This is a genomic window from Mesorhizobium sp. M5C.F.Ca.IN.020.29.1.1 (genome assembly GCF_003997375.1).
GTDB lineage: Bacteria > Pseudomonadota > Alphaproteobacteria > Rhizobiales > Rhizobiaceae > Mesorhizobium > Mesorhizobium wenxiniae.
The window spans coordinates 1-22,954 of sequence record NZ_RZSW01000037.1; the positions used below are offsets into that span (position 1 = coordinate 1).

Below are 22,954 nucleotides of genomic sequence, written 5' to 3' on the forward strand. Positions count from 1 at the left end.
GTCGATGTTGAGCGGGATCATCTTGCCCTTGCGCCGCGTGACATCGGCCTCAACAGCCTCGGCGATGTCGGCGAAACGTCCACTGATGATGCCGCGCGCGGCAAAATCGCGGGTCAGCTCGATGAGGCGCGGTGCCCGCGGATCGACCGGGTGGAAGCGGTGCCCGAGCCCCGGCACATAGGATTTTTCCTCGGCGAAGATACGATCGAGCCGCGCCGCGACGGCATCGGCAAGCGTCACTCCTGCGTCCAGTGCCGCGGCGATGTCGCCGTAGAAGGCCAGCGCCTGCTCGCCAGCGCCGCCATGCACGTCGCCAAGCACATTTATGGCTGAGGCCATGGCGCTGTTGATGCCGACGCCGCAGGTAGCCGCCATGCGTGCAATGGCGATTGACGGCGCCTGCGGCCCGTGGTCGACGGCGGCACCGAGCGCGATGCCGAGCAGCGCCGCCTGCTCCTTACCAGGCAGTTCGCCGCGCAGCATCAGCCAGATCATCGCCGGAAAGCTGACGCGGCCGATCAGGTCCTGGATCTCATAGCCGCGCAGCCGGATCACGCCAGGGCGCATTTCGATGATATCGGTCTGCCACCATTCCTCGCCGCGCTCGCGGCCGGTTTTTTTCCCAACGTTGCTCATGTCCTCGCGTCGCTCATCCCTGCGCCCTTTTCTTGACGCGCGGCGGCAGACCGGCAAACACCTCGTCCATATGCTCGCCCAGCGCCGGCGGCGGCTTGGTCGGCAAGGGTGCCGCACCATCGACCATGAACCCGCCGCGCACGACAGTCAGCGGCCGGTCGATATTCGGCATGCCATCGAAACGGGTGGTCATCTCGCGCTCGATCACTTGCTGCTCGGCCAGCACTTCCGGGATCGTCAGCACCCTGCCCGCCGGCACGCCTGCGCGATTGAGCGTCTCCTCCCAGGCTGCGGCCGAGCTGTTCGCCAGGGCATCCTCGATCAGTGCCTTCAGGGCGATGCGGTTGCGCTTGCGCGTCTCGCGCTCGGCAAAGCGCGGGTCTGACGCCAGCTCCGGCAGCCCGACCAGCCGGCAGAGCGCCACGAACTGCTCCTGTTTGTTGGCGGCGATGTTGAGCAGACCGTCGCCGGTGCGAAATGTCCCGGAAGGTGCAGCCGTCATGTTCTCATTGCCCATCGGCTGCGGCTCGACGTCAGCCGTCAGGTAGTTGGAGACCGGCCAGCCCAGCGCGGAAAGCGTGCATTCGAGCATCGACACGTCGAGGAAGGCGCCCTCGCCTGTCGTCTTCTGCTTCACGAGTGCCGCGGCGATGGCGAACGCCCCGACCAGCCCGCCCAGCGTGTCGGCGACCGGATAACCGACACGCAGCGGCGCGGTCTCCGGTGTGCCGGTGATGCTCATGATGCCTGAAAGGCCCTGGATGATCTGGTCGTAGGCAGGATTGTCGCGCATCGGCCCGGTCTGGCCGAAGCCCGAAATCGCGCAATAGATAAGGCTGGGGCGGACCTCCTTCAGCCTCGCAAAGCCAAGCCCCAGCCGGTCCATCACGCCGGGGCGGAAATTCTCGACCAGCGCGTCGGCGGAGGCGACCAGATCGAGAAAGCGTTCGCGACCGGCCTCTTGCTTAAGATCGAGCACCACCGACCGTTTGCCGGCGTTCTGCGCCAGGAACGAAGCGCCCATTCCGGCACTGTTGAGTTCCGGCGAGCCGCCGAGCTGGCGCGCCAGGTCGCCGCCTTGCGGCGCCTCGACCTTGATCACGTCACCCCCGAGCAGCGCCAGCTGATAGGCGCAGTAAGGGCCAGCCAGAACATTGGTCAGGTCGAGGACGCGGATACCGGACAGCAGATCGGTCATGATCTCACAAACAGATCAGGCATCGCCCGGCACATGCTCGGGTCCACGCCTGCGCCTGTGCTCGATGTAGGCCCAGATATGCGGCCCGATCAGCCCGATGAACGCAAGCGTCAGCAGCGTCAGCGACAGCGGATGCGTATAGAACACCGACCAGTCGCCGTTCGAGATGGTCATTGCCCGGCGGAACTGGGTCTCGGCGAGTGGCCACAGGATCATGCCGATGATGACCGGCGCCGTCGGGAAATCGAAGCGCCGCATCAGGAATCCGGCCCCGCCGAGCAGATAGAGGATGACGAGGTCGGTCGGCGACTGCGAAATACCGTAGGTGCCGACCGTGGCGAACACCAGGATGCCGGCATAGAGCTGCGGCGCCGGGATTTTCAGCAGCCGCACCCACAACCCGATCAGCGGCAGGTTGAGGATGACGAGAATGATGTTGGCGATGAACAGGCTGGCGATCAGCCCCCAGACCAGATTGGCCTGCGTCATGAACAGCATCGGCCCGGGGTTGATGCCATAGCTCTGGAAGGCCGACAGCATGATCGCGGCCGTCGCCGAAGTCGGCAGGCCGAGCGTCAGCATCGGCACCAGCACGCCGGCGGCCGATGCATTGTTGGCGGCTTCCGGCCCGGCAACGCCTTCGATGGCGCCGACCGTGCCGAACTCCTCCTTGTGTTTGGAGAGCTTCTTCTCGATAGCATAGGACAGGAAGGTCGGGATCTCGGCGCCGCCGGCCGGCAGGGCGCCGATCGGGAAGCCGAGCAAGGCGCCGCGCAGCCAAGCCTTCCACGAGCGTGCCCATTCGGCCGCCGTCATGTAGAGCGAGCCCTTCAGCGGCACGATCTCGTCCTTGCCGGCATAGCGGCGCGAGGCCATGTAGAACGTCTCGCCGACCGCAAAGAGGCCGACGGCGACGACGATCACGTCGACGCCGTCGAGCAGTTGGCTCATGCCGAAGGTGAAACGCGGCTGCCCGGTCTGCAGGTCGACGCCGATCATGCCGATGACGAAGCCGATGAACAGGCTGGTCAGGCCGCGCACCGACGACGAGCCGAGCACCGCCGAAACCGTGATGAATGCCAGCACCATCAGCGAAAAATATTCGGCCGGGCCGAAAGACAGCGCGAATTTGACCACGACCGGGGCAAGGAAAGCGACACCCAGCGTGCCGAGTGTGCCGGCGACGAACGAGCCGATCGCCGAAGTGGCGAGTGCCGCGCCGCCGCGGCCGGAACGGGCCATCCTGTTGCCTTCCAGCGCAGTGACGATGGTTGCACTTTCGCTCGGCGTGTTGAGCAGGATCGATGTCGTCGAACCGCCATACATGGCGCCGTAATAGATGCCGGCAAACAGGATGAAGGACGCTTCCGGTGCCACCTGATAGGTGATCGGCAAAAGCAGCGCGATGGTCAGCGCCGGTCCGAGGCCGGGCAGCACGCCGATCGCGGTCCCCAGTGTCGTGCCGAGCAGGCACCACATGAGATTGACCGGCGTAAAGGCGACCGAAAATCCGTGCGCGAGATGGCTGAGCGTTTCCATGGCTTCAGCCTCTCAACATACGGATAATCGAATCGAGACCGGTGTTCAGCTGGTTCTCGATGAAGCCGGCGCCGATGTTGACGCCGAGCGCCCTGGCGAAGCCGAAATAGGCGGCAAGCGCCAGGATCAGGCCGAGCAGCACGTCACGCAGCGGATGTCTGCTGCCAAACCCGTGGCAGATGAGAACGAACATGATCACCGAGGCTGCGGTGAAGCCAAGCGGCTGGATCAGAACAAGGTTCGCGACCAGTCCGACGGCGACGATGCCCATCGCCTTCCAGTCGGTCGGCGTTTCCTTTTCTTCTTCCGGCTGCCAGCCGCCCCGCAGGGCGGCGACGATCAGCAGGAGGGATAGGATCGTCATGCCGATCATGGTGATGTAGGGGAAGACGGTCGGGCCGACCTTGGAGTAGAGCGGCGACACCGGAATCGACAGCGTCTGCCAGGCTACTGCGCCGGCGCAGGCGAGAAGCCCGATGCCGATCAGCAATTCGGGCACGGCAAGGCGCGGCCGCGCCGCCTGCTGGTCGCTGGTGCTCATGATCGTCCTCCCTGGATAGGCCGGTCTCCCACAGCCGACCTCACCGCAGTTTCACTCGCGCCGGATCGTATGTCCATGCGGCTGGCGAAGATCGGAAAGGGGCAGTGCAGACCGCCCCTTTCCGAGGACATCAGGCAAGGCCGAGGTCCTTGAGGATGGCTGCGATCCGGGCCGTGTCTTCGGCGAGAAATTTGGCATAGTCGTCGCCGGTGAGCAGGATTTGTGTCCAGTTGCGGTTTTTGCATTCGGTGGCCCAGGCATCGCTTTTGGCCATGGTCTCGACCAGCGTGATCATTGCCGCCTTGTCAGCGTCGGAAACGCCCGGCGGTGCGAAGACGCCGCGCCAGTTGAACAATTCGACATCGATGCCGGCTTCCTTCAGCGTCGGTGCGTCGATGCCTTCCTGGCGCTTGTCCGCAGAAATGGCAAGCAGCCGAAGCGCGCCTGCCTTGACCTGTTCGGAGAACTCGCCATAGCCGGAGATGCCGGCCGCGACCTGGTTGCCGAGAAGCGCCGACAGTGCCTCGCCGCCGCCGGCGAACGGCACGTAGGAGAGATTGGCCGCCGGAACACCGGCCGTCTTCGCGATAAGGCCGAACAATATGTGGTCCGAGCCGCCGGCCGAACCGCCAGCCACCGGAACCTTGGTCGGATCGGCCTTGAGGGCGGCGACGAAATCTGCTGCGGTCTTGAACGGCGAGGCCGCCGGCACCACAAGCGCCTCGAATTCGCCGGTGAGGCGGGCGATCGGCGTGACTTCGGTGAGATTGTTGGCCGATTTGTTGGCGATAATGGCGCCAACCATGACCATGCCGGCAACCATCAGCGAATTGCCCTTGCCGTTCCACTGGCTGATGAATTGCGGCAGGCCGACCGTGCCGCCGGCGCCGCCGACATTGGTGATCTGCGAACCGGAGATCAGCTTCTCACTGCGCAGCACCTGGTCCATCGTGCGCGCCGTCTGATCCCAGCCGCCGCCGGGCGCTGCCGGCACGAAGATCTGGAGCTGCGGCGCATCCTGCGCAAAAGCGGGCGAGAGATGCAACGCTGCGAAACCGGCGGCGCCGGCAGCGGCGGTGCTCATTAAAAATCTGCGTCTGTTCAGCATGAGATTCCTCCAATCACGACACCTCCTCTGGTGCCTGCCAGCAACGTAGCCTGAATCCAGACCCGCTCGACAAAAATTCATGCAGCCTTTGTCTTGTTCTGTCAACAGGAACGGCATTCTACTGGACAGAACTGTCTGCACGCGGCATAGTTGCTCCGATCGGCCCTTCTGTCCAACCGGGAACGGAACGACGTGATCAAGCAGATGACCGTAACACAATCCAAACCTGCGTCGACCAACGGTGTTGCCGCGCTAGACCGTGCGATCGCCATCCTCGATGCTTTCGCAACCGCCGACCGGTCGCTCAGCCTGGCCGAAATCGCGGCGCGAACCGGCCTCTACAAGAGCACGATCCTGAGGCTGGCGAACTCATTATTGCGCGGACAGCTGCTGGAGCGTCTCGACGACGGCCGCTACCGTATCGGCCCTGCCACCTTCCGGCTGGGTGCCCTATACCAGCGTTCGGTCGTGGCGATCGACATCCTGCTGCCGATCATGCGCGATCTGGCCGAGCGAAGCTGGGAAAGCGTCGCTTTCTATGTCCGCTCGGGCGACGTGCGCACCTGCCTCTATCGTGTCGAGTCCAAGCATCCCATCCGCTACACCATACGGGAAGGTGACGTGCTGCCCCTGCTGGCCGGTACGGGCGGCCGCGTACTTGCGGCGTTTTCCGGTCAGCAGGGCGAGCCTTACGAGACGATCCGCAAAACCTACCATTGTTTGTCGGTCGGCGATCGCGACCCCGAGACGGCGGGCGTTTCGGCACCAGTGTTCGGGCCGGGGCACACCTTGATCGGTGCGTTGACGCTGTCAGGCCCGAGCACGCGCGTCGACGCGGCTTTTCTTCAGCGCATGAAAAATCCGCTGATCGAGGCGGCCGCGCGCGCCACCCGCGCTTTCGGCGAAGACGCCTCGATGCTCGAACAGGCGGCCCTAAAAGCCTAAGCGGAAGGCCAGTGCTGAAGCGGCAGGCCTAGAAAGCCTCGATTCGGCCCGATCAGAACCACAGGATGACAGACCGCAACCCTCAAGGCTGCCGTTCCAGCAGGATCGTCGCATCGTCGTGATACTTCGCTGTAGCCGCATTTGGCCGCGACGCTCAGCGAAGCGGTGTTTTCCGGATCGATGATGCAGACAGTCCTTGCGCGCCCGAATGCCTCGTCGCCCCAGGCGAGAACCCGTCCGACGACTTCGCTGGCGAAGCCTTGGCCGTGGGCGCTCGGGACCAGCGCCCAACCAGCTTCCGGAACGCCTTCGATCGACGGCACGATGTTGCGCTTCAGATCGTGAAAGCCGGCTTCGCCGATGAAGCGGCCGGTCGCCTTGTCCTCGATCGCCCAAAAGCCATAGCCCAGCAGCGACCACAGGCCGGCATGACGCAGGAAGCGCATCCAGCTTTCCTCGCGCGTGCGCGGCTTGCCGCCGATGAAGCGGGTGACGGCCGGATCGGCCCACATCGCGACATAGGCATCAAAATCATCGAGGTGGTGCGGCCGCAGCACGGTGCGCCGCGTTTCGATGACGGGAGCGACGAGCGCCTGTGGATTGATCATGTGTCATGCCTTAGTTGCGTTTGCCTGTGCTTAGTGCATGTCGCCCAGGAAGCCTGCCCTTGGGCTTGACCGAGGATGCTCGGCGGTTTTGGGAAAAACGATATGCGACAGAGATCCAAATTGCCTGCACCAGACAAGAGCCAAAGCCTGTGCAGATCATCTTCCAGTCCAATGTGAATCCTGCCCAGCGGTGCTACTTTTACCAGCAGCTGATTCAGCGTCCGCTGTGCCGTCCGACGGAGGGAAAAGGGCATGGATACCACCGATCTTCTGCTTGCCATCTTTCATCATCTGCTGGTGTTTTCGCTGGCGGGCATCATCGGCGCCGAATTTGTCCTGATCCGCGGCGATCTGCCCGCCGCGACGCTCCGACGGCTTGTCGGCATCGATCGCCATTATGGCATCATCGCCATGCTGATCATCGTCGTCGGCATCGGCCGCGTCATCTACGGCCTGAAGGGCTGGGAATTCTACGTCTACAACTGGGTGTTCTGGGCAAAGATGGCGGCCTTCGTCACCGTCGGCCTGTTGTCGATTATCCCGACGGTCCGCTTTGTTTCCTGGAACAGGCAAGCCTCGGCCAGCCCCGGTTTTCAAGTGCCGGCGGCGCAACTTGCATCCGTTCGAACTTATGTCCGCGCCGAAGCTTTCATCTTCCTGCTGATCCCGGTCTTCGCCGCGGCGATGGCGCGCGGCTACGGCTACTGAATTTCGCCTACGGGTTCGAGCGGCGCAATTTCGACCAGCGGCGCCGGCACATTATTCGTCTTCTCCTCGGCCTTGCAGATGTCGGCGATCACACAGAGCGGGCAATCCGGTTTGCGCGCTTTGCAGACATAGCGCCCATGCAGAATCAGCCAGTGATGCGCATGGCGCATATATTCGTCCGGAATGATCCTCAATAGCCCCTGCTCGACCTGCTCCGGCGTTTTGCCGGGCGCCAGTCCCAGCCGATTGCCGATGCGGAAGATATGCGTGTCGACCGCCATCGTGTGCTGGCCGAAGGACATGTTGAGCACGACATTGGCGGTCTTGCGCCCGACCCCCGGCAGCTTGACCAGCTGGTCGCGGTCGTCAGGCACCTCGCCGCCATGGTCGCGGATCAGCGCTTCCGACAGCGCAATGACGTTCTTGGCCTTGTTGCGCCAAAGCCCGACGGTGCGGATATACTGGCCGACCTTGGCCTCGCCGAGCGCCAGCATCTTTTGCGGCGTGTCGGCGACCTTGAACAGCGCCCGCGTTGCTTTGTTGACGCCGACATCGGTCGCCTGTGCCGAAAGCACCACCGCCACCAGCAGCGTGAAGGCGTTGACATGTTCGAGCTCGCCCTTCGGCTCGGGCCGCTGAACGGAAAAGCGTCGGAAAATCTCGTGCACCTCGGCCGGGCTGTAGGAGGACCGCACCGGCCGGGCACGCGGTTTGCCGTTCGCGCCGTCGCGTCGGCCGGGGAGCGGTTCATTTTTGGGTGTAGAGGAATTTTTGGGCTTGGGGCTAGTCATTCCCTTCCTATAATATCCCGTCATGAGCGACACAAACGCCTCATTTGAGGCCGACGAGCCATTCTTCCAGGCGTTGCTGATACCGCATCGGTCGCTGGGCAAAACCGGCTTTGCCATCCTGATGGGCGCTCTGCTGTTCGGCTCGCTGGTGACCGGAGCGTTTTTCCTGTCGCGCGGTGCCTGGCCGGTGTTCGGCTTCCTCGGTTTCGACGTGATTGCCGTCTACATCGCCTTTCGCGCCAATTATCGTGCCGCCCGCGCCCGCGAGGAAGTGTCGGTCTCGCGCACCAGCCTCGACATCCGCAAGACCGCGCCGTCAGGCAAATCGGAAGCGCATCGCTTCAATCCGTTCTGGGCGCGTTTTTCGGTCGCCCGCCACGCCGAGATCGGCATCACCAGGATGGCGGTAGAAGCACAAGGGCAGAATGTGCCGATCGGCGGTTTCCTCAATCCCGACGACCGCGAGAGCTTTGCGTCAGCCTTTTCGCGCGCCTTGGCGACCGCGAAAGCGCGCTGAGCAAACCGCCTCGTTCGCGAAATGGTCTTTCAGCAGCGATTGAGGCCGTCTCCAGTGCCTTGTCAAGACGGTGATTAGCAGCGTCTCCTTCTCCTTGGGGAGATGCACCTTTTAGCCAGCCATCAGCGGCTCGTTTCCCGAAGCCAATTCCATCTGGGGAAGAGCGGCAAGAAGCAAGTTTCGGGTGGTGATCGGCGCCGCGAAGGCCGATATTCACGGCCAAGGAGATAGTCCCATGAACGCCCAAATGCCTCTCAAGACGACAGCAGTCCTTCAGAAAGACATCACACCCGAAGGCGGTGACTACGAAGTTGTTCGGCGCGCGATCGAGAAGATCAGCCTTGACTACCGTGACCAGCCGTCGCTCGAAATACTGGCCGAGGAAGTCGGCGAGACGCCGACCGGCCTGCAGAAGCTCTTCACCCGCTGGGCCGGCCTGTCGCCCAAGGCCTTCCTCCAGGCTGTCACGCTAGACCACGCGCGCAAACTGCTCGATTCCGGCATGCCGCTGCTCGAGACCTCTTTCGAGGTCGGCATGTCAGGCCCCGGCCGGTTGCACGACCTTTTCGTCACTCACGAGGCGATGTCGCCGGGTGACTACAAGACGCGCGGCGCCGGGCTGACGATCCGCTACGGCTACCACATCTCGCCCTTCGGCATCGCCCTGATCATGGTCACCGACCGTGGGCTTGCCGGCCTCGCCTTCAGCGATGCCGGCGGCGAGCGCGCGGCCTTTGCCGACATGTCCGCCCGCTGGCCGAACGCAACCTATGTCGAGGACATGGCCGCGACGGCGCCCTATGCCGCGCGCATCTTCGACCCGGCACTTTGGCGCGCCGACCAGCCGCTGCGCGTCGTCTTGATCGGCACCGACTTTCAGGTCCGCGTCTGGGAGGCTCTGCTGCGCATTCCGATGGGCAAGGCCTGCACCTATTCCTCGATCGCCGCCCGCATCGGCGCACCGAGTGCCAGCCGGGCGGTGGGTGCCGCGGTCGGCGCCAATCCGATGTCTTTCGTGGTGCCGTGCCACCGGGCTCTCGGCAAATCAGGCGCGCTCACCGGCTACCACTGGGGCCTGACCCGCAAACGCGCCATCCTTGGCTGGGAAGCGGGACAGGTTGGTTCTTGATGATACGCCCATAGATTCGGGCGCCAGTGCGCGGGTTATCTCGCGCGGTCTGGCAAGCAGCGGTCTTACGGAGTAGCTTCCCGCGCAATTAGAGCGACGTGCGTCCATTCGGAAAGTACGCTCTAACACTTTCTACGCATCGTGCTTTCCAAAAATCGACTCCGATTTTCGGAAAGCACGATGCGTCAGCAGGGAGGCACCACTTGATAATCGTTATCGGCTCGATCAACCTCGATCTAATCGCCAATGTCGACCGCTTGCCCGCACCCGGCGAGACGGTTCGGGGCTCCGGCTTCACCACCGCACCCGGCGGCAAGGGCGCCAACCAGGCGCTGGCCGCGGCGCGCGCCGGCGCCAAAGTGCGCATGGTCGGCGCGGTCGGCAAGGACAACTTCGCCACTGAAGCGCTGGCGCTGTTGCGGGACGGCAAGATCGACCTGTCCGGTGTCGGCGAGACCTTCGCCTCGACCGGCACGGCATTGATCATGGTCGCCGACGACGGCGAGAACGTGATTGCCGTGGTGCCAGGCGCCAATGATTCGGTCGTGACAGGCGACCTTTCCAAGGCTTTCATGAAAAAGGGCGATGTCGTGCTGTTGCAGCAGGAGATCCCGCTTCAGACTGTCGAAGCAGCACTGGACGTCGCACGGGCGGCAGGCACGGTCACCGTGCTCAACACGGCACCATTCCGTGGCGAGGCGGCCGCCTTTCTCGGCAAGGCCGACTATGTCGTCGCCAATGAAACCGAATTCGACCTCTATGGCGAGGCGCTGTCGCTGAGCGGCCGTGATCGCCCGGCGCGGATGCGCGATTACGCCGGGAAGACCGGCCGCACAATCGCCGTCACGCTCGGCGGTGACGGCGTTCTGGCTGCCACGCCAGCCGATCTTCTGATGGTTCCGGCGCTGAAGATCACCCCTGTCGACACGGTCGGCGCCGGCGACACGTTTTGCGGCTACTTCGCCGCCGGGCTGTCATCCGGCCTGCCGCTCGATCAGGCGCTCGCCCGTGCCGCAGCCGCTGGTTCGCTGGCTTGCCTGAAACCCGGCGCCCAGCCGGCGATCCCGCTGGCGAAGGAAGTCGACGCGGCGCTACAAAATCCGCCAGCTAGGTGAGAGCCATGCGTCCGGCCACAAAACATGCCGTGCCGCCCGCCGGCGATATCTGCCGCCTGTCCGCCGCGGATCTTGCCGACGCGATCAGGCGCCGGCAGTTGTCGGTGCGCGAGGTGATGACGGCATTCCTCGATCGAGTCGAAGCAGTGAACCCGCTGGTCAACGCCATCGTCTCGCTGCGCGAGCGCGGCGACATCCTGCGCGAGGCCGACAGGGCGGACAGCCGTCTGGCGCGAGGAGGAGATGCCGGATCGCTGTTCGGCCTGCCGATTGCGATAAAAGATCTTGCGCTGACAAAAGGCCTCAGGACCACTTTCGGGTCGCCGATCTTCGCCGATTTCGTTCCGCAGGAGGACGACTTCTTCGTCGAGCGCATCCGCAAGGCCGGCGCCATCATCATCGGCAAGACCAACGTTCCCGAATTCGGCCTTGGCTCCAACACCTACAACACCGTGTTCGGTCCGACGCTCAACGCTTTCGATCCGGCCCTGACCGCCGGCGGCTCGAGCGGCGGCGCGGCTGTCGCCCTCGCCCTCGACATGCTTCCTGTCGCCGATGGCAGCGACTTTGGCGGCTCGCTGCGCAATCCGGCCGCCTACAACAATGTCTATGGCTTTCGTCCTTCCCAGGGGCTGGTCCCGGCAGGGCCGGAGCTTGACGTCTTTCACGCGCAGATGGGAGTCGAAGGGCCGATGGGCCGCAACGTGCGCGACATGGCGCTGCTGCTCGACGAGCAGGCTGGCTACGACCCTCGCGCGCCGCTCTCACATCACAAGCACGGCTCGTTCCTCGAAGGGCTTCGAACGCCGACGACCGGCGGCCGCATCGCCTGGTTCGGCGATCTTGGCGGCCATCTGCCGGTTGAACCCGGTATTCTACAGCTTTGCGAGGCCGCGCTCGGCCGATTCGCCGACGTATCCTTTCAGACCGAAACGCTGGTACCGGATTTCGACTTCGAAGCGCTGTGGCAGGCCTTTGTGACGCTGCGCCAGGCGAGCAGCGGTTGTGCGCTCAAGGCGCATTACGACGATCCCCTGAAACGCAGTCTTCTGAAGCCGGAGGCCGTGTGGGAGGTGGAACACGCGCTTCAACTCACGGCGCCGCAGATCCACGCCGCCACGGTGAGGCGCTCGTCCTGGCACAAAACCCTACTATCGCTCTTCGACCGCTTCGACCTCGTCGCATTGCCGACTGCGCAGATCTTCCCCTTCGAGGTCTCCACCCACTGGCCGACGCAAGTGGCCGGGCGTGCCATGGATAGCTATCACCGCTGGATGCAGGTTTCAGCGTTCGCCACGCTGGGCGGCTGCCCTGCCGTCAACGTACCGGCGGGCTTCGATGCCAGAGGCAGGCCGATGGGCATGCAATTGATCGGACGGCCGCGCAGCGACATGGCCGTGCTGAGAGCGGCGGCGGCCTACGAGACGACGCTGCCATGGCAGGCCGGAGCCTAAAATCCAGGTCAGGGCTGCCAGCGACATGTGCTGCCGGCTTGCACCTGCGTTACTGTCATGCATTGATCACGGTCGGCCGCGTCGCAAGCCGCATACTCTCGAGGAAAACCATGTCGCTGGAACTCTACGCTACTTATGTCGTTGCCTGTATCGTCATTGTCCTGGTGCCGGGACCGACGGTCACGCTGATCATCGCTAACAGCATCCGCCATGGCTCCCGCGCCGGCCTCGCCAACGTCGCCGGCACGCAGGCCGGACTGGCCATCATGATTGCCATTGTCGGCATCGGATTGACTTCGCTGATCGCGGGCATGGGCCATTGGTTCGAATGGGTCAGGCTGATCGGTGCTGCCTATCTGATCTGGATGGGTGTGCAGATGTTCCGCTCCAAGGGCAAGCTGAACGCCGACGGATCGGCGAAGACACCGCGCGGCGGCTTCTTCCTGCAAGGCCTGCTGGTGGCGATCAGCAATCCCAAGACGCTGGTGTTCTTCGGCGCCTTCTTTCCGCAGTTCGTCGCCCCTGAAGGTAACTACGCGTTGCAGATCCTCGTCATGGGTCTCACCGCACTGATCTTCGCCGCCGTGTCGGATTCGACCTTCGCGCTGGCCGCCGGCCGCGCCGGACGCCTGCTCTCGGCCGGCCGCATCAAGCTCATGTCCAGAATCAGCGGCAGTTTCCTGATCGGCGGCGGCCTGTGGCTGGCGTTTTCCAAGGCGAAGTAATGGCGGCCCGGGAGCCAGAACGCGAACAGCAATCTCCAACAGGAAGGCCGATTGAACGTCAGCCTTCCTGCCACCACATGAATCGGCAGCAGGGGATTCATGCCGGTGTCTTGGACTTACGCGGATTTGAAAAGGCACGCGCTCGGCGTGATCCTGATCGCATCGTTGTTTGTGGCGTTGCTTGCCTTGGATCCGCACAAGTGGACGAATGACGCCAGCCCGATCCGCTCGGTCGAGCCAATCGATGCCACGGTCAAAAGCGCGCATTGGGGCAAAGGCCAGAGTGTCTATATGCTGTTCCTCGAGGACGGTTCATCTGTCTTCATCGACGACGATCGGCCGCATCTTATCGGTGCGCGTGTCGCCATAGAGCGCGTCACGCGCGACAACGGCTTGGTCTTCTACCGGTTTCCGGAGTGAACCGTATGGCAAGAGCGCGGCTGGCCCTCACCTTGCTAATACTGCGGGAAAATCTCCGGGGCATCGTCATCACCAGCCTTGTGGTCGGTGTCTGCATTCTGGCAATCGGCGCACTGATTGCAAGGCGGAGCAGCCCAATCATCGATGTGGAGTCGACGACTGGCACTGTGGTCAACGTTCTCAATGTTCCTCCGAGCCCCGAAGCGTGGATCGGAAGAGGATTCCGTTATCAGTACGGAATCCGTCTCAAAGAAAATGACCTCCTGGTATTCGTATATGGTGACGCAGCAATGCCGCGAGCGATCGGATCAGAAGTTGCGATCGAGCGGCGGTACCGTCGCAATGGCACCGAAACGTACCAATTGCTCGATGAGTGAGTGAGCGGCTCTAAAGCCGCCCCAGCCTTTCCAGCAGCAGCGCGAAAAACGCATCGTGGTCGATGTCGCGCATCACCATGGCGTTGTTCGGTCGCTTGGTCACGCCCCACCAGTCGATCACGGTCATGCCCATGGTGAGCTCCGAGGCGGTTTCCACGGTAACGTTGCAGTTGCGGCCCCTGAACAGCTCCGGCTTCAACAGGTAGGCGATGACGCAAGGGTCGTGCAGCGGTCCGCCATCGGTGCCGTATTTCTCTTCGTCGAAGCGCTCGAAGAATTCCAGCATCTCCGTCGTAGCCGTGCCGACTCTGGTGCCGAGCTTGCGGAAGGCCTGGGTGCGCTTGGCCGTGGTCAGCGCCTTGTGGGTGACGTCGAGCGGCATCATGACGATTGGGATGCCGGATTTGAACACGACATCGGCGGCATGCGGGTCGACATAAATGTTGAATTCGGCGGTCGGGGTGACATTGCCGCCTTCGAAGAAGCCGCCGCCCATCAGTACGATTTCCTTGATGCGCGGCGCGATCTTCGGCTCGCGGATCAGCGCCAGCGCTATGTTGGTGAGCGGCCCGAGCGCGCAGAGCGTGATCGTGCCGCTCTCTTCCTTCATCAGTGTCTCGACAATGAAATCGACGGCATACTGGTCCTGCAGCTTCATTGTCGGTTCGGGCAATTGCGGTCCATTGAGACCGGTCTCGCCATGCACCTCCTCGGCGGTGACCAGTTCACGCGCCAAAGGGCGGATGGCGCCGGCATAGACTTTGATGTCTGGCCTGCCAGCCAGTTCGCAGATCTTGCGTGCGTTCTTTTCGGTGAGCCTCAGCGGCACGTTGCCGGCAACGGCGGTCATTCCGACGATCTCCAACTCGGCGCTGCCGAGTGCCAGCAAAATGGCGACGGCATCATCCTGGCCGGGGTCCGTGTCGATGATGATCTTGCGGGATTCGGGCATTTCAATTCCTTGTTTGGGGAGTCTTTTTGGGCGGGGCTTTTGACGGCTTGAACTTGACCGCGGGGCGGACCATATCAAGGCCATCGGGAAAAATGCCATCTGGGTTTTTCCACTTTATGTCGCTCTTGAGAGGACAGTGTAACATGAGCCGAATGACGCCTTTTTCTAGCCCGCTGCTCCTGGGTTTCGACGCCATGGAAAAGACGCTGGAACGTCTGGCGAAGTCGGGTGACAGCTACCCTCCCTACAACATCGAGCGCCTCAGCGGTGCAGACGGGAAGGCCGAAAGGCTGCGTATCACGCTCGCTGTCGCCGGTTTCGCCGAAAACGATCTCGATGTGACCACGGAGGAGAACCAGTTGGTCGTGCGCGGCCGTCAGAACGATGACACCGAGCGCGAATTCCTTCATCGCGGCATTGCCGCACGCCAGTTCCAGCGCTGTTTCGTGCTGGCCGACGGCATGCGGGTGATCGCGGCGGAGCTGAAGAACGGCCTTTTGGCGATCGATCTCGATCGGCCCGAATCCGAACGGATGGTACGGAAAATAAATATATCGGTGAAAGACTGATCCTTACCACTGCATCGGCCGGAAAATCGGAACCGATTTTCCGAAAGCATGATGCAGCAAATTGAAGTGTTAGCGCGTCCTTTGTGTGTCCAATTGGACACACGGCGCTCAAATGGCTCTCATGCGAGGCGGCCTTGAGCGGCGTCCTCGCGCCAAGGAGGCTTGAAATGACCAGAACTGACGAAAACCTCATCATGACCAGCGGCGAATTCGCCCATCTCGGCGAAGGCTCGGTCGCCTATCTCAGGAAAGTGTCGAGCGACGATCTGCGCGGCCGTTTCCCGGGCCTCGGCGAAATCGCGCCCGGCCTGGAACTGTGGGCCCTGTTTGCCGCCAATGGCCAGCCGATCCTGCTTTCAGACGCTCGTGACAGAGCGCTGGCTGGCGCCCTGGAAAACGACCTGACCCCTGTCCCCATCCACTAACAATACGGCGCAGCGATCTGATTGGAAACGGACAGGGCCGCTCACGGCGGCCCTTCAACGGATCTGATCAAAAAAGCTCAGGCTGCATGCGAGGCCTGCGTGTCCGACAAAAGCGCGTGGATCGCTGCGGCGTCGCGGGTGCCCCTTATCTTGGCCACCGTGTCGGCGTCGCGCAGCACCCGCGCGATGCGCGACAGCGCCTTGAGGTGGTCGGCGCCGGCGCCTTCAGGCGCCAAAAGCAGGAACACCAGATCGACCGGCTGGTCGTCCAGCGCCTCGAAATCGACCGGCGTCTCCAGCCGGGCGAAAACCCCGGCGATCCGCTTCACCCCCGCCAGCTTGCCATGCGGAATGGCAATGCCGTTGCCGACACCGGTCGAGCCCAGCCGTTCACGCTGCAGGATGGTGTCGAACACCTCCCGTTCCGGAATGCCGGCAATCGCCGCAGCCCTTTCGGACAGCATTTGCAGCAATTGCTTCTTGGAGTTCGCCTTCAACGCCGGCAAGATTGCCGGAACGTTGATGAGATCGCTCAGATCCATACTTGAAATCCCTCGTTCGCCTACCGTCGCCAGCCCTCACTCTCGCGTGCGGCTTGGTGCTTTATCCCAGTGCGGCCTTGGCCGTCATCCCTGCGCGACCTTGGTCGTAGACGGGTCGATCCAGCCGATATTTCCGTCCGGCCGGCGATAGACGATATTGAGATGCTCGGTTCCGGCATTGCGGAAGACGAGAACCGGGCTGTCCTTGGTGTCGAGCTCGATCACGGCTGACGCCACCGACATGGTCCGCAGCGTCATGGTTGATTCGGCGACGATGGCTGGCGCGAAATTCTCCGGTATTTCCTCGTCGTCGTCGGCAAGCGGCGCCATCACCGTATAGGCGATGTCGGTGAGCTCGCCGTTGGCATTGCCTGAATTATGTGACTTCAGCCGACGCTTGTAGCGCCGAAGGCGGGTTTCGAGGCGATCCGCCGCCGCCTCGAAAGCGAGCGTCGGGTCCTGGGCTTCACCAGTCGCCTGCAGCGAAGCGCCGGAATCCAGCCGGATCATGCAATCGGCCGTGTAGCGCGACCCCGATTTGACGACTACAATTTGCCCTGAAAAGCCCCGATCGAAATATTTCCCGATCACTTCTCCGACACGGTCGTTGATGCGCGTACGGAACGCATCGCCGATGTCCATGTGTTTTCCTGATATGCGCAGTGTCATCTGAAAACTGACCTTCCTTGCTCAGGCTTCAAACTGTCCCGAGTTTATACCCGTGGTCTGTGCGCACAAGCTTTGCGGCGTCACTTGCGCCGAATTTAAATCCGAACTTTCCGGTTGATCACAAGCCGCCTTCTTGACCGCCCCGTGGCCAACGTCGTGACGGACCATCCGCATGCGGGCAGTAGCCCGTCCCATGCGGGCGGGCTTCTAGCCACTTCATTGCGGCTTGTCAATGAAGCGCGAAAGTTGTGGAAATTCCGTCGGAGATCAACGTCCGGCGCTGGCCAAAGCGCGTTTTTCACGCCGCCGCTGCACCGACGAGGGAATATTCATGCCCTCCCGATACTTGGCGACCGTGCGCCTGGCGATATCGACGCCACTTTCACGCAACATATCCACAATCGCGTCGTCGGAAAGCACGTCGGCAGGTTTCTCCTCATCGATCAACTGCTTGATGCGGTCGCGCACCGCTTCAGACGAATGCGCATCGCCGCCACCCGACGAAGCGATCGACGCGGTGAAGAAATACCGCAGTTCGAACACGCCGCGCGGCGTCAGCATGTATTTGTTGGCGGTGACCCGGCTGACGGTCGATTCGTGCATGCCGATGGCGTCGGCCACCGTGCGCAGGTTGAGCGGCTTCAGGTGACGCACGCCATGGATGAGGAAGGCGTCCTGCTGGCGCACGATTTCTGAGGCAACCTTAAGAATGGTCTTTGCCCGCTGGTCGAGGCTGCGCGTCAGCCAGTTGGCGTTTTGCAGGCATTCCGCCAGGAAATCCTTTTCCGTCTGGTTTTTCGCATGCGGTGAAACCTGGGCGAAATAGATATGGTCGACCAGCACGCGCGGCAGCGTTTCGGGGTTGAGTTCGATCACCCAGCTTCCGTCATTAGCCGCCCGCACTTCGACATCGGCGATGATCGCGTCGCTGGCGCCCGCCGAAAACGCCATGCCCGGGCGCGGATCGAGCGCACGTATCTCGGCCAGCATGTCGAGCAGATCCTCCTCGTCGACCCCACAAATCCGTTTCAGGGTCTGGAAATCGCGCCGCGCCAAGAGTTCGAGATTGGCGATCAAAGCCTTCATCGCCGGATCGAGCCGGTCGCGGACGGCAAGCTGCAGCGACAGGCATTCGGCGAGGTCGCGGGCAAAGATGCCGGCGGGCTCAAATGTCTGGCAGACCGCGAGCGCATTCGCCACCGCCGCTCGGTCGGTGCCGAGACGGGCGGCAATCTCGGCCATGTCGGCGCGCATATAGCCGGCCTCGTCGAGGCCATCGGCCAGTTCGCTGGCGACCAGGCGTGCTGCCGGGTCGGCGAAGGCAAGCGCGACCTGTTCGCCGACGTGCTCGCGCAGCGTGATGGCGGCGGCCGCCATGTCTCCGACGTCGAAGCCGTCGGAAGAGGACGCGGAACCGTTGCCGGATGCCGACTTCCATTGAGCCGTCAGGTCGAGACCGAGCCGCTCGCTGATGCCGGGGTCGTCGGGAAATAGGTTTTCAAGCGAAGTATCGAGCTTTTCCGAGATCGCCTCGGCGCTCCACGCCGTTTCCTTCTCGAACCAATCGCCGTCGGTGGCCGTTTCCGGCGCGGCATCGATCTTCTGCGCCTGGTCGCTGACGGAATCGTCCTGCGGCTCGGCGCGCTCGAGCAGAGGATTGCGCTCGATCTCGTCGTCAATGAAGCGTTCCAGCTCGATGTGGGTGAACTGCAGCAGCCGTATCGACTGCATGAGTTGCGGCGTCATCACCAGCGACTGGGATTGTCGTAGCTGTAGTTTTGCCGCCAACGCCATGGTTCGGTTTCAAACGCCCTGTCTACGCATCCGGACTGCCGGAAGGAGTCGGGCATAGAAACTGGCCCGGCTTTTGCTTGTCAAGGCGACGGTGATCAAAACTCGCCTGTCGGTGCTTTATTTGGAAGAGAAATCGGAGAAAAAAGGCTGGTCTCGCGCCACAAATCGCGTTTCGAGGAGAATTTTCCCGCTTAGAGTGTAAATCCCTCACCGAGATAAAGCCGCCGCACATCCGGGTTTGCGACCACTTCGTCGGCCCGGCCATGGGTCAGCACCTGCCCGGCATGGATGATGTAGGCGCGGTCGATCAGGCCGAGCGTCTCGCGGACATTGTGATCGGTGATGAGCACGCCGATGCCACGCGCCGTCAGATGACGCACGAGTTGCTGGATATCGGCGACGGCGATCGGATCTATGCCAGCGAAAGGCTCGTCGAGCAGCATGTATGCGGGGCGGGTCGCCAGTGCGCGCGCGATTTCAAGGCGCCGCCGCTCGCCGCCGGAAAGCGACAGCGACGGGGCTTTGCGCAGATGGCTGATGTGAAACTCATCGAGCAGTTCGTCGAGACTGTGTTCGCGCTTTTTGCGGTTCTTTTCGACCACTTCGAGCACGGCACGGATGTTTTGCTCGACGCTCAAGCCGCGAAAGATCGACGCTTCCTGCGGAAGGTAGCCGATGCCGAGGCGGGCGCGGCGGTACATCGGCATCGAGGTGACATCGAAGCCGTCGATTTCGATTGTGCCTTCGTCGACCGGCACAAGGCCGGTGACCATGTAGAAGCAGGTCGTCTTGCCGGCGCCGTTGGGACCGAGCAGTCCGACCGCCTCACCGGCGCGCACGCCGATCGTCACGCCGCTGACAACTTTGCGGCCCTTGTAGCTCTTGGTCAGGCCCTTGGCGATCAAGGTTCCTTTGAACTTTACCTGGTCGACGCTGACCGTGGCCGGTGCCGCAAGTTTGCTGGCGACGCGTGATGGAAGACGCGCCATCAGCGATGCTACGTCGACCATCAGGGGTTCGCCGCTCCCGACTTCGCCGGCGGCGTGATCGACATCATGACGCGGCCCCCGCAGGCGTCGACCTGAGCCAGGCCGCTCTTCATCTGCACGGTCAGCTTACAGCCGACCAGTACATTGTCACCTTGCGAAAGCACGACCTTGCTGCCTGAAAGCACCAGCACTTCCGTCTTCATGTCGAAGGTGCCGCTGTCGCCGGTGGCGACCTGGTCGTCCGATTTGATATAGACCTTGTTGGCGACCTCCAGGCGGTCGATGTTGGCCGAGCCGGTCATCGCGGCACCTGCGGCCTGCGCATCCTTGGCGTCAGCGTCGGCGTCCTTGACGTAATAGACCGTCATCTTGCCGGCCTTGAGCAAGGTCGGACCCTGGACGACGCTTACATTGCCTGTGAACACGGCGACGCTATCCGCCTGGCGGACCTCGAGCTTATCGCTTTCGATCTGGATGGGCTTGTCGCCGGACAGTTTGAGGCCCGACAGCTGGCTGGTGGCCTTGGACTGCGCCAGAGCCGGCGCCGTCCCCAACCCCAGGACCAGCCCCAAAGCCAACGCAAGGGCCGGCAACGCCGAAGCTGCGGCCACGAGCCGTGTCGAACTACTGAACCGCATTGGATTCTCCGCTCATTGCCTCTGCCGCCTTCAAGCTGGCGGGATCGATGTTGACACGCACTCTGTTCTCGAAAACCACGATCTTGCCGTTGTCTTGGATCGACATCGACTCTGCGGTGATCCGCGACCCGCCGCGGCTGACGTCGACGGGATCGTTCGTCTTCATAGTGCCTTTGCCCATATCGAGAAAGACTGATTTGAACTTTGCCGCCAAGCCATCGGTGGTGGTTATGGTGACATCGCTGGTCAGGCTCATCGTGTTGCCATCGCGATTATAGGTGCCGTGCGAGGCATTGATGGCCGCCACATTGTCGGTCGATATCGGCAGCTTGGCGTCGATGCCCTCCAAGTTGATGATTCCTTGCTTGGTCACGTCCTGTATGGCGCGCAAAGCCGTCATGGAATAGGGCAGTTTCTGCTTGGTGAACCCGTTGAGCTTGGGATTGGCCATCACCAGCTTGCCATTGGCGAAGGCGCTTCCGTCGGCCTGGACCTGAATTGAGCCAGGCGCCGCGAGATAGGAATAGACCGGGAAGGCGACCGCGATCGCGGCAGCGGCCAGCGGCACCGCCAGCTTCAATATCCGCACGCGGCGCGAATGGCGCTGGGCAATGCCGAAGGCGTCGACCCGCGCCGGGCCTACGTCCGGGGAAGCCAACTCCGTCTCGGTGTTGGTCGGTTCAATCGGTCGCGCTAACATAACTGCTTTCTTTTAAACCCCTGCCGCCAAGCACCCCTATAGGTGGGATGCCGGCGCCCTCAAGCAAGCACAAGCGGAGGAAAACCGCAAAAGTGTGACGGCTGCTGTTGCACAAACGAAAATGAAACCGGCACAACTTGCATGTCATACCAGATACAGGCGGGCAGCGTTAGGGGCCTGTGGATTGGTCTTAACATCTCTTGAAACGCCGGTTCGCGGACGTCGAGACCTGTCTTTGGCGCAAGCTCGTCAGGAATCGGTAGCCGGGCGCGGATGGTTGCTTTAAAAGCATCTGCTTCCACCGACTATGAGGCTGACCATGGCACTGAGAGCCGACGACCTGATCGACCGCCGCCGCTTGCGCCGCAAGCTGACATTCTGGCGCGTTGCAGCGCTTGTTGTCGCAGCAGCCGGGCTGATTGCCTTTTCGAGCTGGATTTACGGTGACGACTTCACCGGCACGGCGGTCGACCATATCGCCAAGGTCAAGATCGAGGGCACCATTACCGAAGACGAAGACCTGATCAAACAACTGGAGACCATCCGTCAATCCTCGAGGGTGAAAGCGGTGATCCTGTCGATCGATTCACCGGGCGGCACCACCGTCGGGGGCGAATCGATCTACGAGGCAGTGCGCAAGCTGGCCGCCGAGAAGCCGGTGGTGGCCGAGGTCGGCACGCTGGCCGCATCGGCGGGCTATATGATCGCCACCGCGGCCGATCATATTGTCGCGCGCAAATCGTCGATCGTCGGCTCGATAGGCGTGCTGATCCAGTATCCGGACGTCAGCGGCCTTATGGACAAGCTCGGCATCAAGCTCGAGGAAGTGAAATCCTCGCCGCTGAAAGCCTCGCCATCGCCTTTCAAGCCGACCAGTGACGACGAGCGCACCATGGTCCGCAAGCTCATCCTGGACAGCTACGACTGGTTCGTCGGCGTCGTCGCCGAGCGCCGCAACATGACCAAGCCGGAGGCGCTGGCCCTGGCCGACGGGTCGATCTTCACCGGCCGGCAGGCTGTGGCCAACAAATTGATCGACGCGGTCGGCGGCGAGACCGAAGCGATCGATTGGCTCGCGACCAAGGGCGTCGACGCCAAGCTCAAGGTGGTGGAGTGGAAGGACGCGGAAAGCAGCGGCTTCCTGTTCTCGAAAGCGATGGCGCGAACCATCGGCAGTGCGCTCGGCCTGCCCGACTATGGCGGCGAGATCATTCACGAACTTGGTGCCGACCGCTTGTTTCTTGACGGTCTCGTTTCCGTCTGGCACCCTTGAGACGAGGGAAAAAAGCAAATAAAATCATCCTCATAATTTTGACTGCTGTGTTTTCACGGGGAGCCTTCTCATGATCAAATCCGAACTTGTGCAGATCATCGCCACACGCAACCCGCACCTTTTTCTGCGCGACGTCGAAAACATCGTCGGCGCGATTTTCGACGAGATCACCGACGCGCTTGCCGAAGGCAACCGGGTCGAGCTGCGCGGTTTCGGTGCTTTCTCGGTGAAAAACCGCCCCGCCCGCACTGGCCGCAACCCGCGCACCGGCGAATCCGTCGAGGTCGAGGAGAAATGGGTGCCGTTCTTCAAGACCGGCAAGGAATTGCGTGAAAGGCTGAACGGCAGCAAATAGGCGCCGCGCGAGCTCGTGCAGCATGCCGGCCTTTCAGTAGGCCTGCGGTAGAGCCCGCCTTCGACAGGAAATTCCATGTTCAATCGCCTCATGCTCATCGTGGTCTTCGTACCGCTGGCCGTCATTCTGATCGCGCTGGCGGTCGCCAATCGCGATCCGGTTGCCTTCACCCTGGATCCGTTCAACCCCGGCAATCCGGCGCTAACGATGACGCTGCCGCTTTTCATCTTCCTGTTC

The 22,954-nt window shown here is 62.5% G+C and carries 26 protein-coding genes and 2 pseudogenes; 14 read left to right on the forward strand and 14 right to left on the reverse strand.

Annotation, left to right across the window (positions count from 1 at the left end):
* The 5 genes from EOA85_RS05485 to EOA85_RS05505 form a co-directional block, all read right to left on the reverse strand.
* Window positions 1–636, reverse strand: a 636-nt coding sequence (locus EOA85_RS05485) for a citryl-CoA lyase (protein ID WP_127208649.1), incomplete at its 3' end; no start/stop codon positions are given.
* Between the two features lie 13 nt (window positions 637–649).
* Window positions 650–1,834 (reverse strand): CoA transferase, encoded by a 1,185-nt coding sequence (locus tag EOA85_RS05490; RefSeq protein WP_127208650.1) that lies wholly within the window; start codon window positions 1,832–1,834, stop codon window positions 650–652.
* A gap of 15 nt (window positions 1,835–1,849) precedes the next feature.
* Window positions 1,850–3,373: a tripartite tricarboxylate transporter permease gene (locus tag EOA85_RS05495; RefSeq protein ID WP_127208651.1), complete on the reverse strand. Its 1,524-nt coding sequence runs from the start codon at window positions 3,371–3,373 to the stop codon at window positions 1,850–1,852.
* Window positions 3,374–3,377: 4 nt separating this feature from the next.
* Window positions 3,378–3,914, reverse strand: a complete 537-nt coding sequence (locus EOA85_RS05500; protein WP_127208652.1) for a tripartite tricarboxylate transporter TctB family protein — start codon at window positions 3,912–3,914, stop codon at window positions 3,378–3,380.
* A 130-nt stretch (window positions 3,915–4,044) separates the two neighbouring features.
* Window positions 4,045–5,022, reverse strand: coding sequence for a tripartite tricarboxylate transporter substrate-binding protein (locus EOA85_RS05505; protein ID WP_127208653.1), 978 nt, complete (start codon window positions 5,020–5,022; stop codon window positions 4,045–4,047).
* 204 nt (window positions 5,023–5,226) lie between these two features.
* On the opposite strand from EOA85_RS05505, the gene EOA85_RS05510 reads away from it, so the two are divergent.
* Entirely contained in the window at window positions 5,227–5,967 is a 741-nt protein-coding gene (locus EOA85_RS05510; RefSeq protein ID WP_127208668.1) for an IclR family transcriptional regulator, read from the forward strand.
* A gap of 82 nt (window positions 5,968–6,049) precedes the next feature.
* Here EOA85_RS05510 and EOA85_RS05515 read toward each other — a convergent pair.
* Window positions 6,050–6,575 (reverse strand): annotated as a pseudogene (locus EOA85_RS05515) (GNAT family N-acetyltransferase).
* A 252-nt stretch (window positions 6,576–6,827) separates the two neighbouring features.
* Between EOA85_RS05515 and EOA85_RS05520 the strand changes: the two are divergent.
* Window positions 6,828–7,283: a DUF2214 family protein gene (locus tag EOA85_RS05520; protein WP_127208655.1), complete on the forward strand. Its 456-nt coding sequence runs from the start codon at window positions 6,828–6,830 to the stop codon at window positions 7,281–7,283.
* Here the strand turns inward: EOA85_RS05520 and nth are convergent.
* Window positions 7,277–8,074: an endonuclease III gene (nth, locus tag EOA85_RS05525; RefSeq protein WP_127208656.1), complete on the reverse strand. Its 798-nt coding sequence runs from the start codon at window positions 8,072–8,074 to the stop codon at window positions 7,277–7,279. The two genes, EOA85_RS05520 and nth, sit on opposite strands and share 7 nt — an antisense overlap.
* 22 nt (window positions 8,075–8,096) lie before the next feature.
* Here nth and EOA85_RS05530 point away from each other — a divergent pair, with 22 nt between their 5' ends.
* From EOA85_RS05530 to EOA85_RS05560, 7 genes are all read left to right on the forward strand, one after another.
* The gene (locus tag EOA85_RS05530) at window positions 8,097–8,591 is read left to right on the forward strand and encodes a DUF2244 domain-containing protein (RefSeq protein ID WP_127208657.1); all 495 of its coding nucleotides are present in this window, start codon (window positions 8,097–8,099) and stop codon (window positions 8,589–8,591) included.
* Between the two features lie 235 nt (window positions 8,592–8,826).
* The gene (locus tag EOA85_RS05535) at window positions 8,827–9,720 is read left to right on the forward strand and encodes a methylated-DNA--[protein]-cysteine S-methyltransferase (RefSeq protein ID WP_127208658.1); all 894 of its coding nucleotides are present in this window, start codon (window positions 8,827–8,829) and stop codon (window positions 9,718–9,720) included.
* A gap of 203 nt (window positions 9,721–9,923) precedes the next feature.
* Entirely contained in the window at window positions 9,924–10,835 is a 912-nt protein-coding gene (locus EOA85_RS05540) for a ribokinase (protein ID WP_127208659.1), read from the forward strand.
* 5 nt (window positions 10,836–10,840) lie between these two features.
* A complete protein-coding gene (locus EOA85_RS05545; protein ID WP_127208660.1) occupies window positions 10,841–12,289 on the forward strand; it encodes an amidase in 1,449 nt (482 codons plus the stop codon).
* A gap of 110 nt (window positions 12,290–12,399) precedes the next feature.
* Window positions 12,400–13,014, forward strand: coding sequence for a LysE family translocator (locus tag EOA85_RS05550; protein ID WP_095520335.1), 615 nt, complete (start codon window positions 12,400–12,402; stop codon window positions 13,012–13,014).
* Between the two features lie 99 nt (window positions 13,015–13,113).
* Window positions 13,114–13,434, forward strand: a complete 321-nt coding sequence (locus EOA85_RS05555; RefSeq protein ID WP_127208661.1) for a hypothetical protein — start codon at window positions 13,114–13,116, stop codon at window positions 13,432–13,434.
* Between the two features lie 5 nt (window positions 13,435–13,439).
* Window positions 13,440–13,811, forward strand: a complete 372-nt coding sequence (locus EOA85_RS05560; protein WP_127208662.1) for a hypothetical protein — start codon at window positions 13,440–13,442, stop codon at window positions 13,809–13,811.
* A 10-nt stretch (window positions 13,812–13,821) separates the two neighbouring features.
* Here EOA85_RS05560 and EOA85_RS05565 read toward each other — a convergent pair whose 3' ends face one another.
* The gene (locus tag EOA85_RS05565) at window positions 13,822–14,763 is read right to left on the reverse strand and encodes a nucleoside hydrolase (protein WP_065010133.1); all 942 of its coding nucleotides are present in this window, start codon (window positions 14,761–14,763) and stop codon (window positions 13,822–13,824) included.
* A 143-nt stretch (window positions 14,764–14,906) separates the two neighbouring features.
* Here EOA85_RS05565 and EOA85_RS05570 point away from each other — a divergent pair, with 143 nt between their 5' ends.
* Both EOA85_RS05570 and EOA85_RS05575 read left to right on the forward strand, forming a co-directional pair.
* On the forward strand, window positions 14,907–15,332 hold the full coding sequence (locus EOA85_RS05570; protein WP_065010134.1) for an Hsp20 family protein: 426 nt from the start codon (window positions 14,907–14,909) through the stop codon (window positions 15,330–15,332).
* A 167-nt stretch (window positions 15,333–15,499) separates the two neighbouring features.
* Window positions 15,500–15,757, forward strand: coding sequence for a DUF1150 family protein (locus tag EOA85_RS05575; RefSeq protein WP_029348168.1), 258 nt, complete (start codon window positions 15,500–15,502; stop codon window positions 15,755–15,757).
* Window positions 15,758–15,834: 77 nt separating this feature from the next.
* Here the strand turns inward: EOA85_RS05575 and ptsN are convergent, their stop codons facing one another.
* From ptsN to lptC, 6 genes are all read right to left on the reverse strand, one after another.
* Window positions 15,835–16,299, reverse strand: a complete 465-nt coding sequence (gene ptsN / locus EOA85_RS05580; protein ID WP_023797448.1) for a PTS IIA-like nitrogen regulatory protein PtsN — start codon at window positions 16,297–16,299, stop codon at window positions 15,835–15,837.
* Between the two features lie 84 nt (window positions 16,300–16,383).
* Window positions 16,384–16,968, reverse strand: coding sequence for a ribosome-associated translation inhibitor RaiA (gene raiA, locus EOA85_RS05585; protein ID WP_065010135.1), 585 nt, complete (start codon window positions 16,966–16,968; stop codon window positions 16,384–16,386).
* Window positions 16,969–17,235: 267 nt separating this feature from the next.
* Window positions 17,236–18,762: an RNA polymerase factor sigma-54 gene (gene rpoN, locus EOA85_RS05590; protein ID WP_127208663.1), complete on the reverse strand. Its 1,527-nt coding sequence runs from the start codon at window positions 18,760–18,762 to the stop codon at window positions 17,236–17,238.
* 191 nt (window positions 18,763–18,953) lie between these two features.
* Window positions 18,954–19,772, reverse strand: coding sequence for an LPS export ABC transporter ATP-binding protein (gene lptB / locus EOA85_RS05595; protein WP_127208664.1), 819 nt, complete (start codon window positions 19,770–19,772; stop codon window positions 18,954–18,956).
* Window positions 19,772–20,389, reverse strand: a complete 618-nt coding sequence (locus tag EOA85_RS05600) for an LptA/OstA family protein (RefSeq protein ID WP_127208665.1) — start codon at window positions 20,387–20,389, stop codon at window positions 19,772–19,774. The genes lptB and EOA85_RS05600 overlap by 1 nt, the downstream gene beginning before the upstream one ends.
* Window positions 20,376–21,089, reverse strand: a complete 714-nt coding sequence (gene lptC, locus EOA85_RS05605) for an LPS export ABC transporter periplasmic protein LptC (protein WP_127208666.1) — start codon at window positions 21,087–21,089, stop codon at window positions 20,376–20,378. The genes EOA85_RS05600 and lptC overlap by 14 nt, the downstream gene beginning before the upstream one ends.
* A 319-nt stretch (window positions 21,090–21,408) precedes the next feature.
* Here lptC and sppA point away from each other — a divergent pair, with 319 nt between their 5' ends.
* The 3 genes and pseudogenes from sppA to EOA85_RS38690 form a co-directional block, all read left to right on the forward strand.
* Window positions 21,409–22,362, forward strand: coding sequence for a signal peptide peptidase SppA (gene sppA / locus EOA85_RS05610; protein ID WP_029348175.1), 954 nt, complete (start codon window positions 21,409–21,411; stop codon window positions 22,360–22,362).
* 70 nt (window positions 22,363–22,432) lie between these two features.
* Window positions 22,433–22,717: an integration host factor subunit beta gene (locus tag EOA85_RS05615; protein ID WP_127208667.1), complete on the forward strand. Its 285-nt coding sequence runs from the start codon at window positions 22,433–22,435 to the stop codon at window positions 22,715–22,717.
* A gap of 75 nt (window positions 22,718–22,792) precedes the next feature.
* Window positions 22,793–22,954: pseudogene (locus EOA85_RS38690) on the forward strand (DUF1049 domain-containing protein); the annotation flags it as partial.

Excerpts from the sequence above, each read along its gene's own strand:
- EOA85_RS05550 (WP_095520335.1), top strand. The coding sequence starts at position 12,400 with ATGTCGCTGGAACTCTACGCTACTTATGTCGTTGCCTGTATCGTCATT.
- EOA85_RS05555 (WP_127208661.1), top strand. The coding sequence starts at position 13,114 with ATGCCGGTGTCTTGGACTTACGCGGATTTGAAAAGGCACGCGCTCGGC.
- EOA85_RS05535 (WP_127208658.1), top strand. The coding sequence starts at position 8,827 with ATGAACGCCCAAATGCCTCTCAAGACGACAGCAGTCCTTCAGAAAGAC.
- EOA85_RS05575 (WP_029348168.1), top strand. The coding sequence starts at position 15,500 with ATGACCAGAACTGACGAAAACCTCATCATGACCAGCGGCGAATTCGCC.
- EOA85_RS05545 (WP_127208660.1), top strand. The coding sequence starts at position 10,841 with ATGCGTCCGGCCACAAAACATGCCGTGCCGCCCGCCGGCGATATCTGC.
- raiA (WP_065010135.1), bottom strand. The coding sequence starts at position 16,968 with ATGACACTGCGCATATCAGGAAAACACATGGACATCGGCGATGCGTTC.
- ptsN (WP_023797448.1), bottom strand. The coding sequence starts at position 16,299 with ATGGATCTGAGCGATCTCATCAACGTTCCGGCAATCTTGCCGGCGTTG.
- EOA85_RS05495 (WP_127208651.1), bottom strand. The coding sequence starts at position 3,373 with ATGGAAACGCTCAGCCATCTCGCGCACGGATTTTCGGTCGCCTTTACG.
- lptB (WP_127208664.1), bottom strand. The coding sequence starts at position 19,772 with ATGGTCGACGTAGCATCGCTGATGGCGCGTCTTCCATCACGCGTCGCC.
- EOA85_RS05600 (WP_127208665.1), bottom strand. The coding sequence starts at position 20,389 with ATGCGGTTCAGTAGTTCGACACGGCTCGTGGCCGCAGCTTCGGCGTTG.
- EOA85_RS05530 (WP_127208657.1), top strand. The coding sequence starts at position 8,097 with ATGAGCGACACAAACGCCTCATTTGAGGCCGACGAGCCATTCTTCCAG.
- EOA85_RS05500 (WP_127208652.1), bottom strand. The coding sequence starts at position 3,914 with ATGAGCACCAGCGACCAGCAGGCGGCGCGGCCGCGCCTTGCCGTGCCC.
- lptC (WP_127208666.1), bottom strand. The coding sequence starts at position 21,089 with ATGTTAGCGCGACCGATTGAACCGACCAACACCGAGACGGAGTTGGCT.
- sppA (WP_029348175.1), top strand. The coding sequence starts at position 21,409 with ATGGCACTGAGAGCCGACGACCTGATCGACCGCCGCCGCTTGCGCCGC.
- EOA85_RS05505 (WP_127208653.1), bottom strand. The coding sequence starts at position 5,022 with ATGCTGAACAGACGCAGATTTTTAATGAGCACCGCCGCTGCCGGCGCC.
- EOA85_RS05520 (WP_127208655.1), top strand. The coding sequence starts at position 6,828 with ATGGATACCACCGATCTTCTGCTTGCCATCTTTCATCATCTGCTGGTG.
- EOA85_RS05565 (WP_065010133.1), bottom strand. The coding sequence starts at position 14,763 with ATGCCCGAATCCCGCAAGATCATCATCGACACGGACCCCGGCCAGGAT.
- EOA85_RS05615 (WP_127208667.1), top strand. The coding sequence starts at position 22,433 with ATGATCAAATCCGAACTTGTGCAGATCATCGCCACACGCAACCCGCAC.
- rpoN (WP_127208663.1), bottom strand. The coding sequence starts at position 18,762 with ATGGCGTTGGCGGCAAAACTACAGCTACGACAATCCCAGTCGCTGGTG.
- nth (WP_127208656.1), bottom strand. The coding sequence starts at position 8,074 with ATGACTAGCCCCAAGCCCAAAAATTCCTCTACACCCAAAAATGAACCG.
- EOA85_RS05490 (WP_127208650.1), bottom strand. The coding sequence starts at position 1,834 with ATGACCGATCTGCTGTCCGGTATCCGCGTCCTCGACCTGACCAATGTT.
- EOA85_RS05570 (WP_065010134.1), top strand. The coding sequence starts at position 14,907 with ATGAGCCGAATGACGCCTTTTTCTAGCCCGCTGCTCCTGGGTTTCGAC.
- EOA85_RS05510 (WP_127208668.1), top strand. The coding sequence starts at position 5,227 with ATGACCGTAACACAATCCAAACCTGCGTCGACCAACGGTGTTGCCGCG.
- EOA85_RS05560 (WP_127208662.1), top strand. The coding sequence starts at position 13,440 with ATGGCAAGAGCGCGGCTGGCCCTCACCTTGCTAATACTGCGGGAAAAT.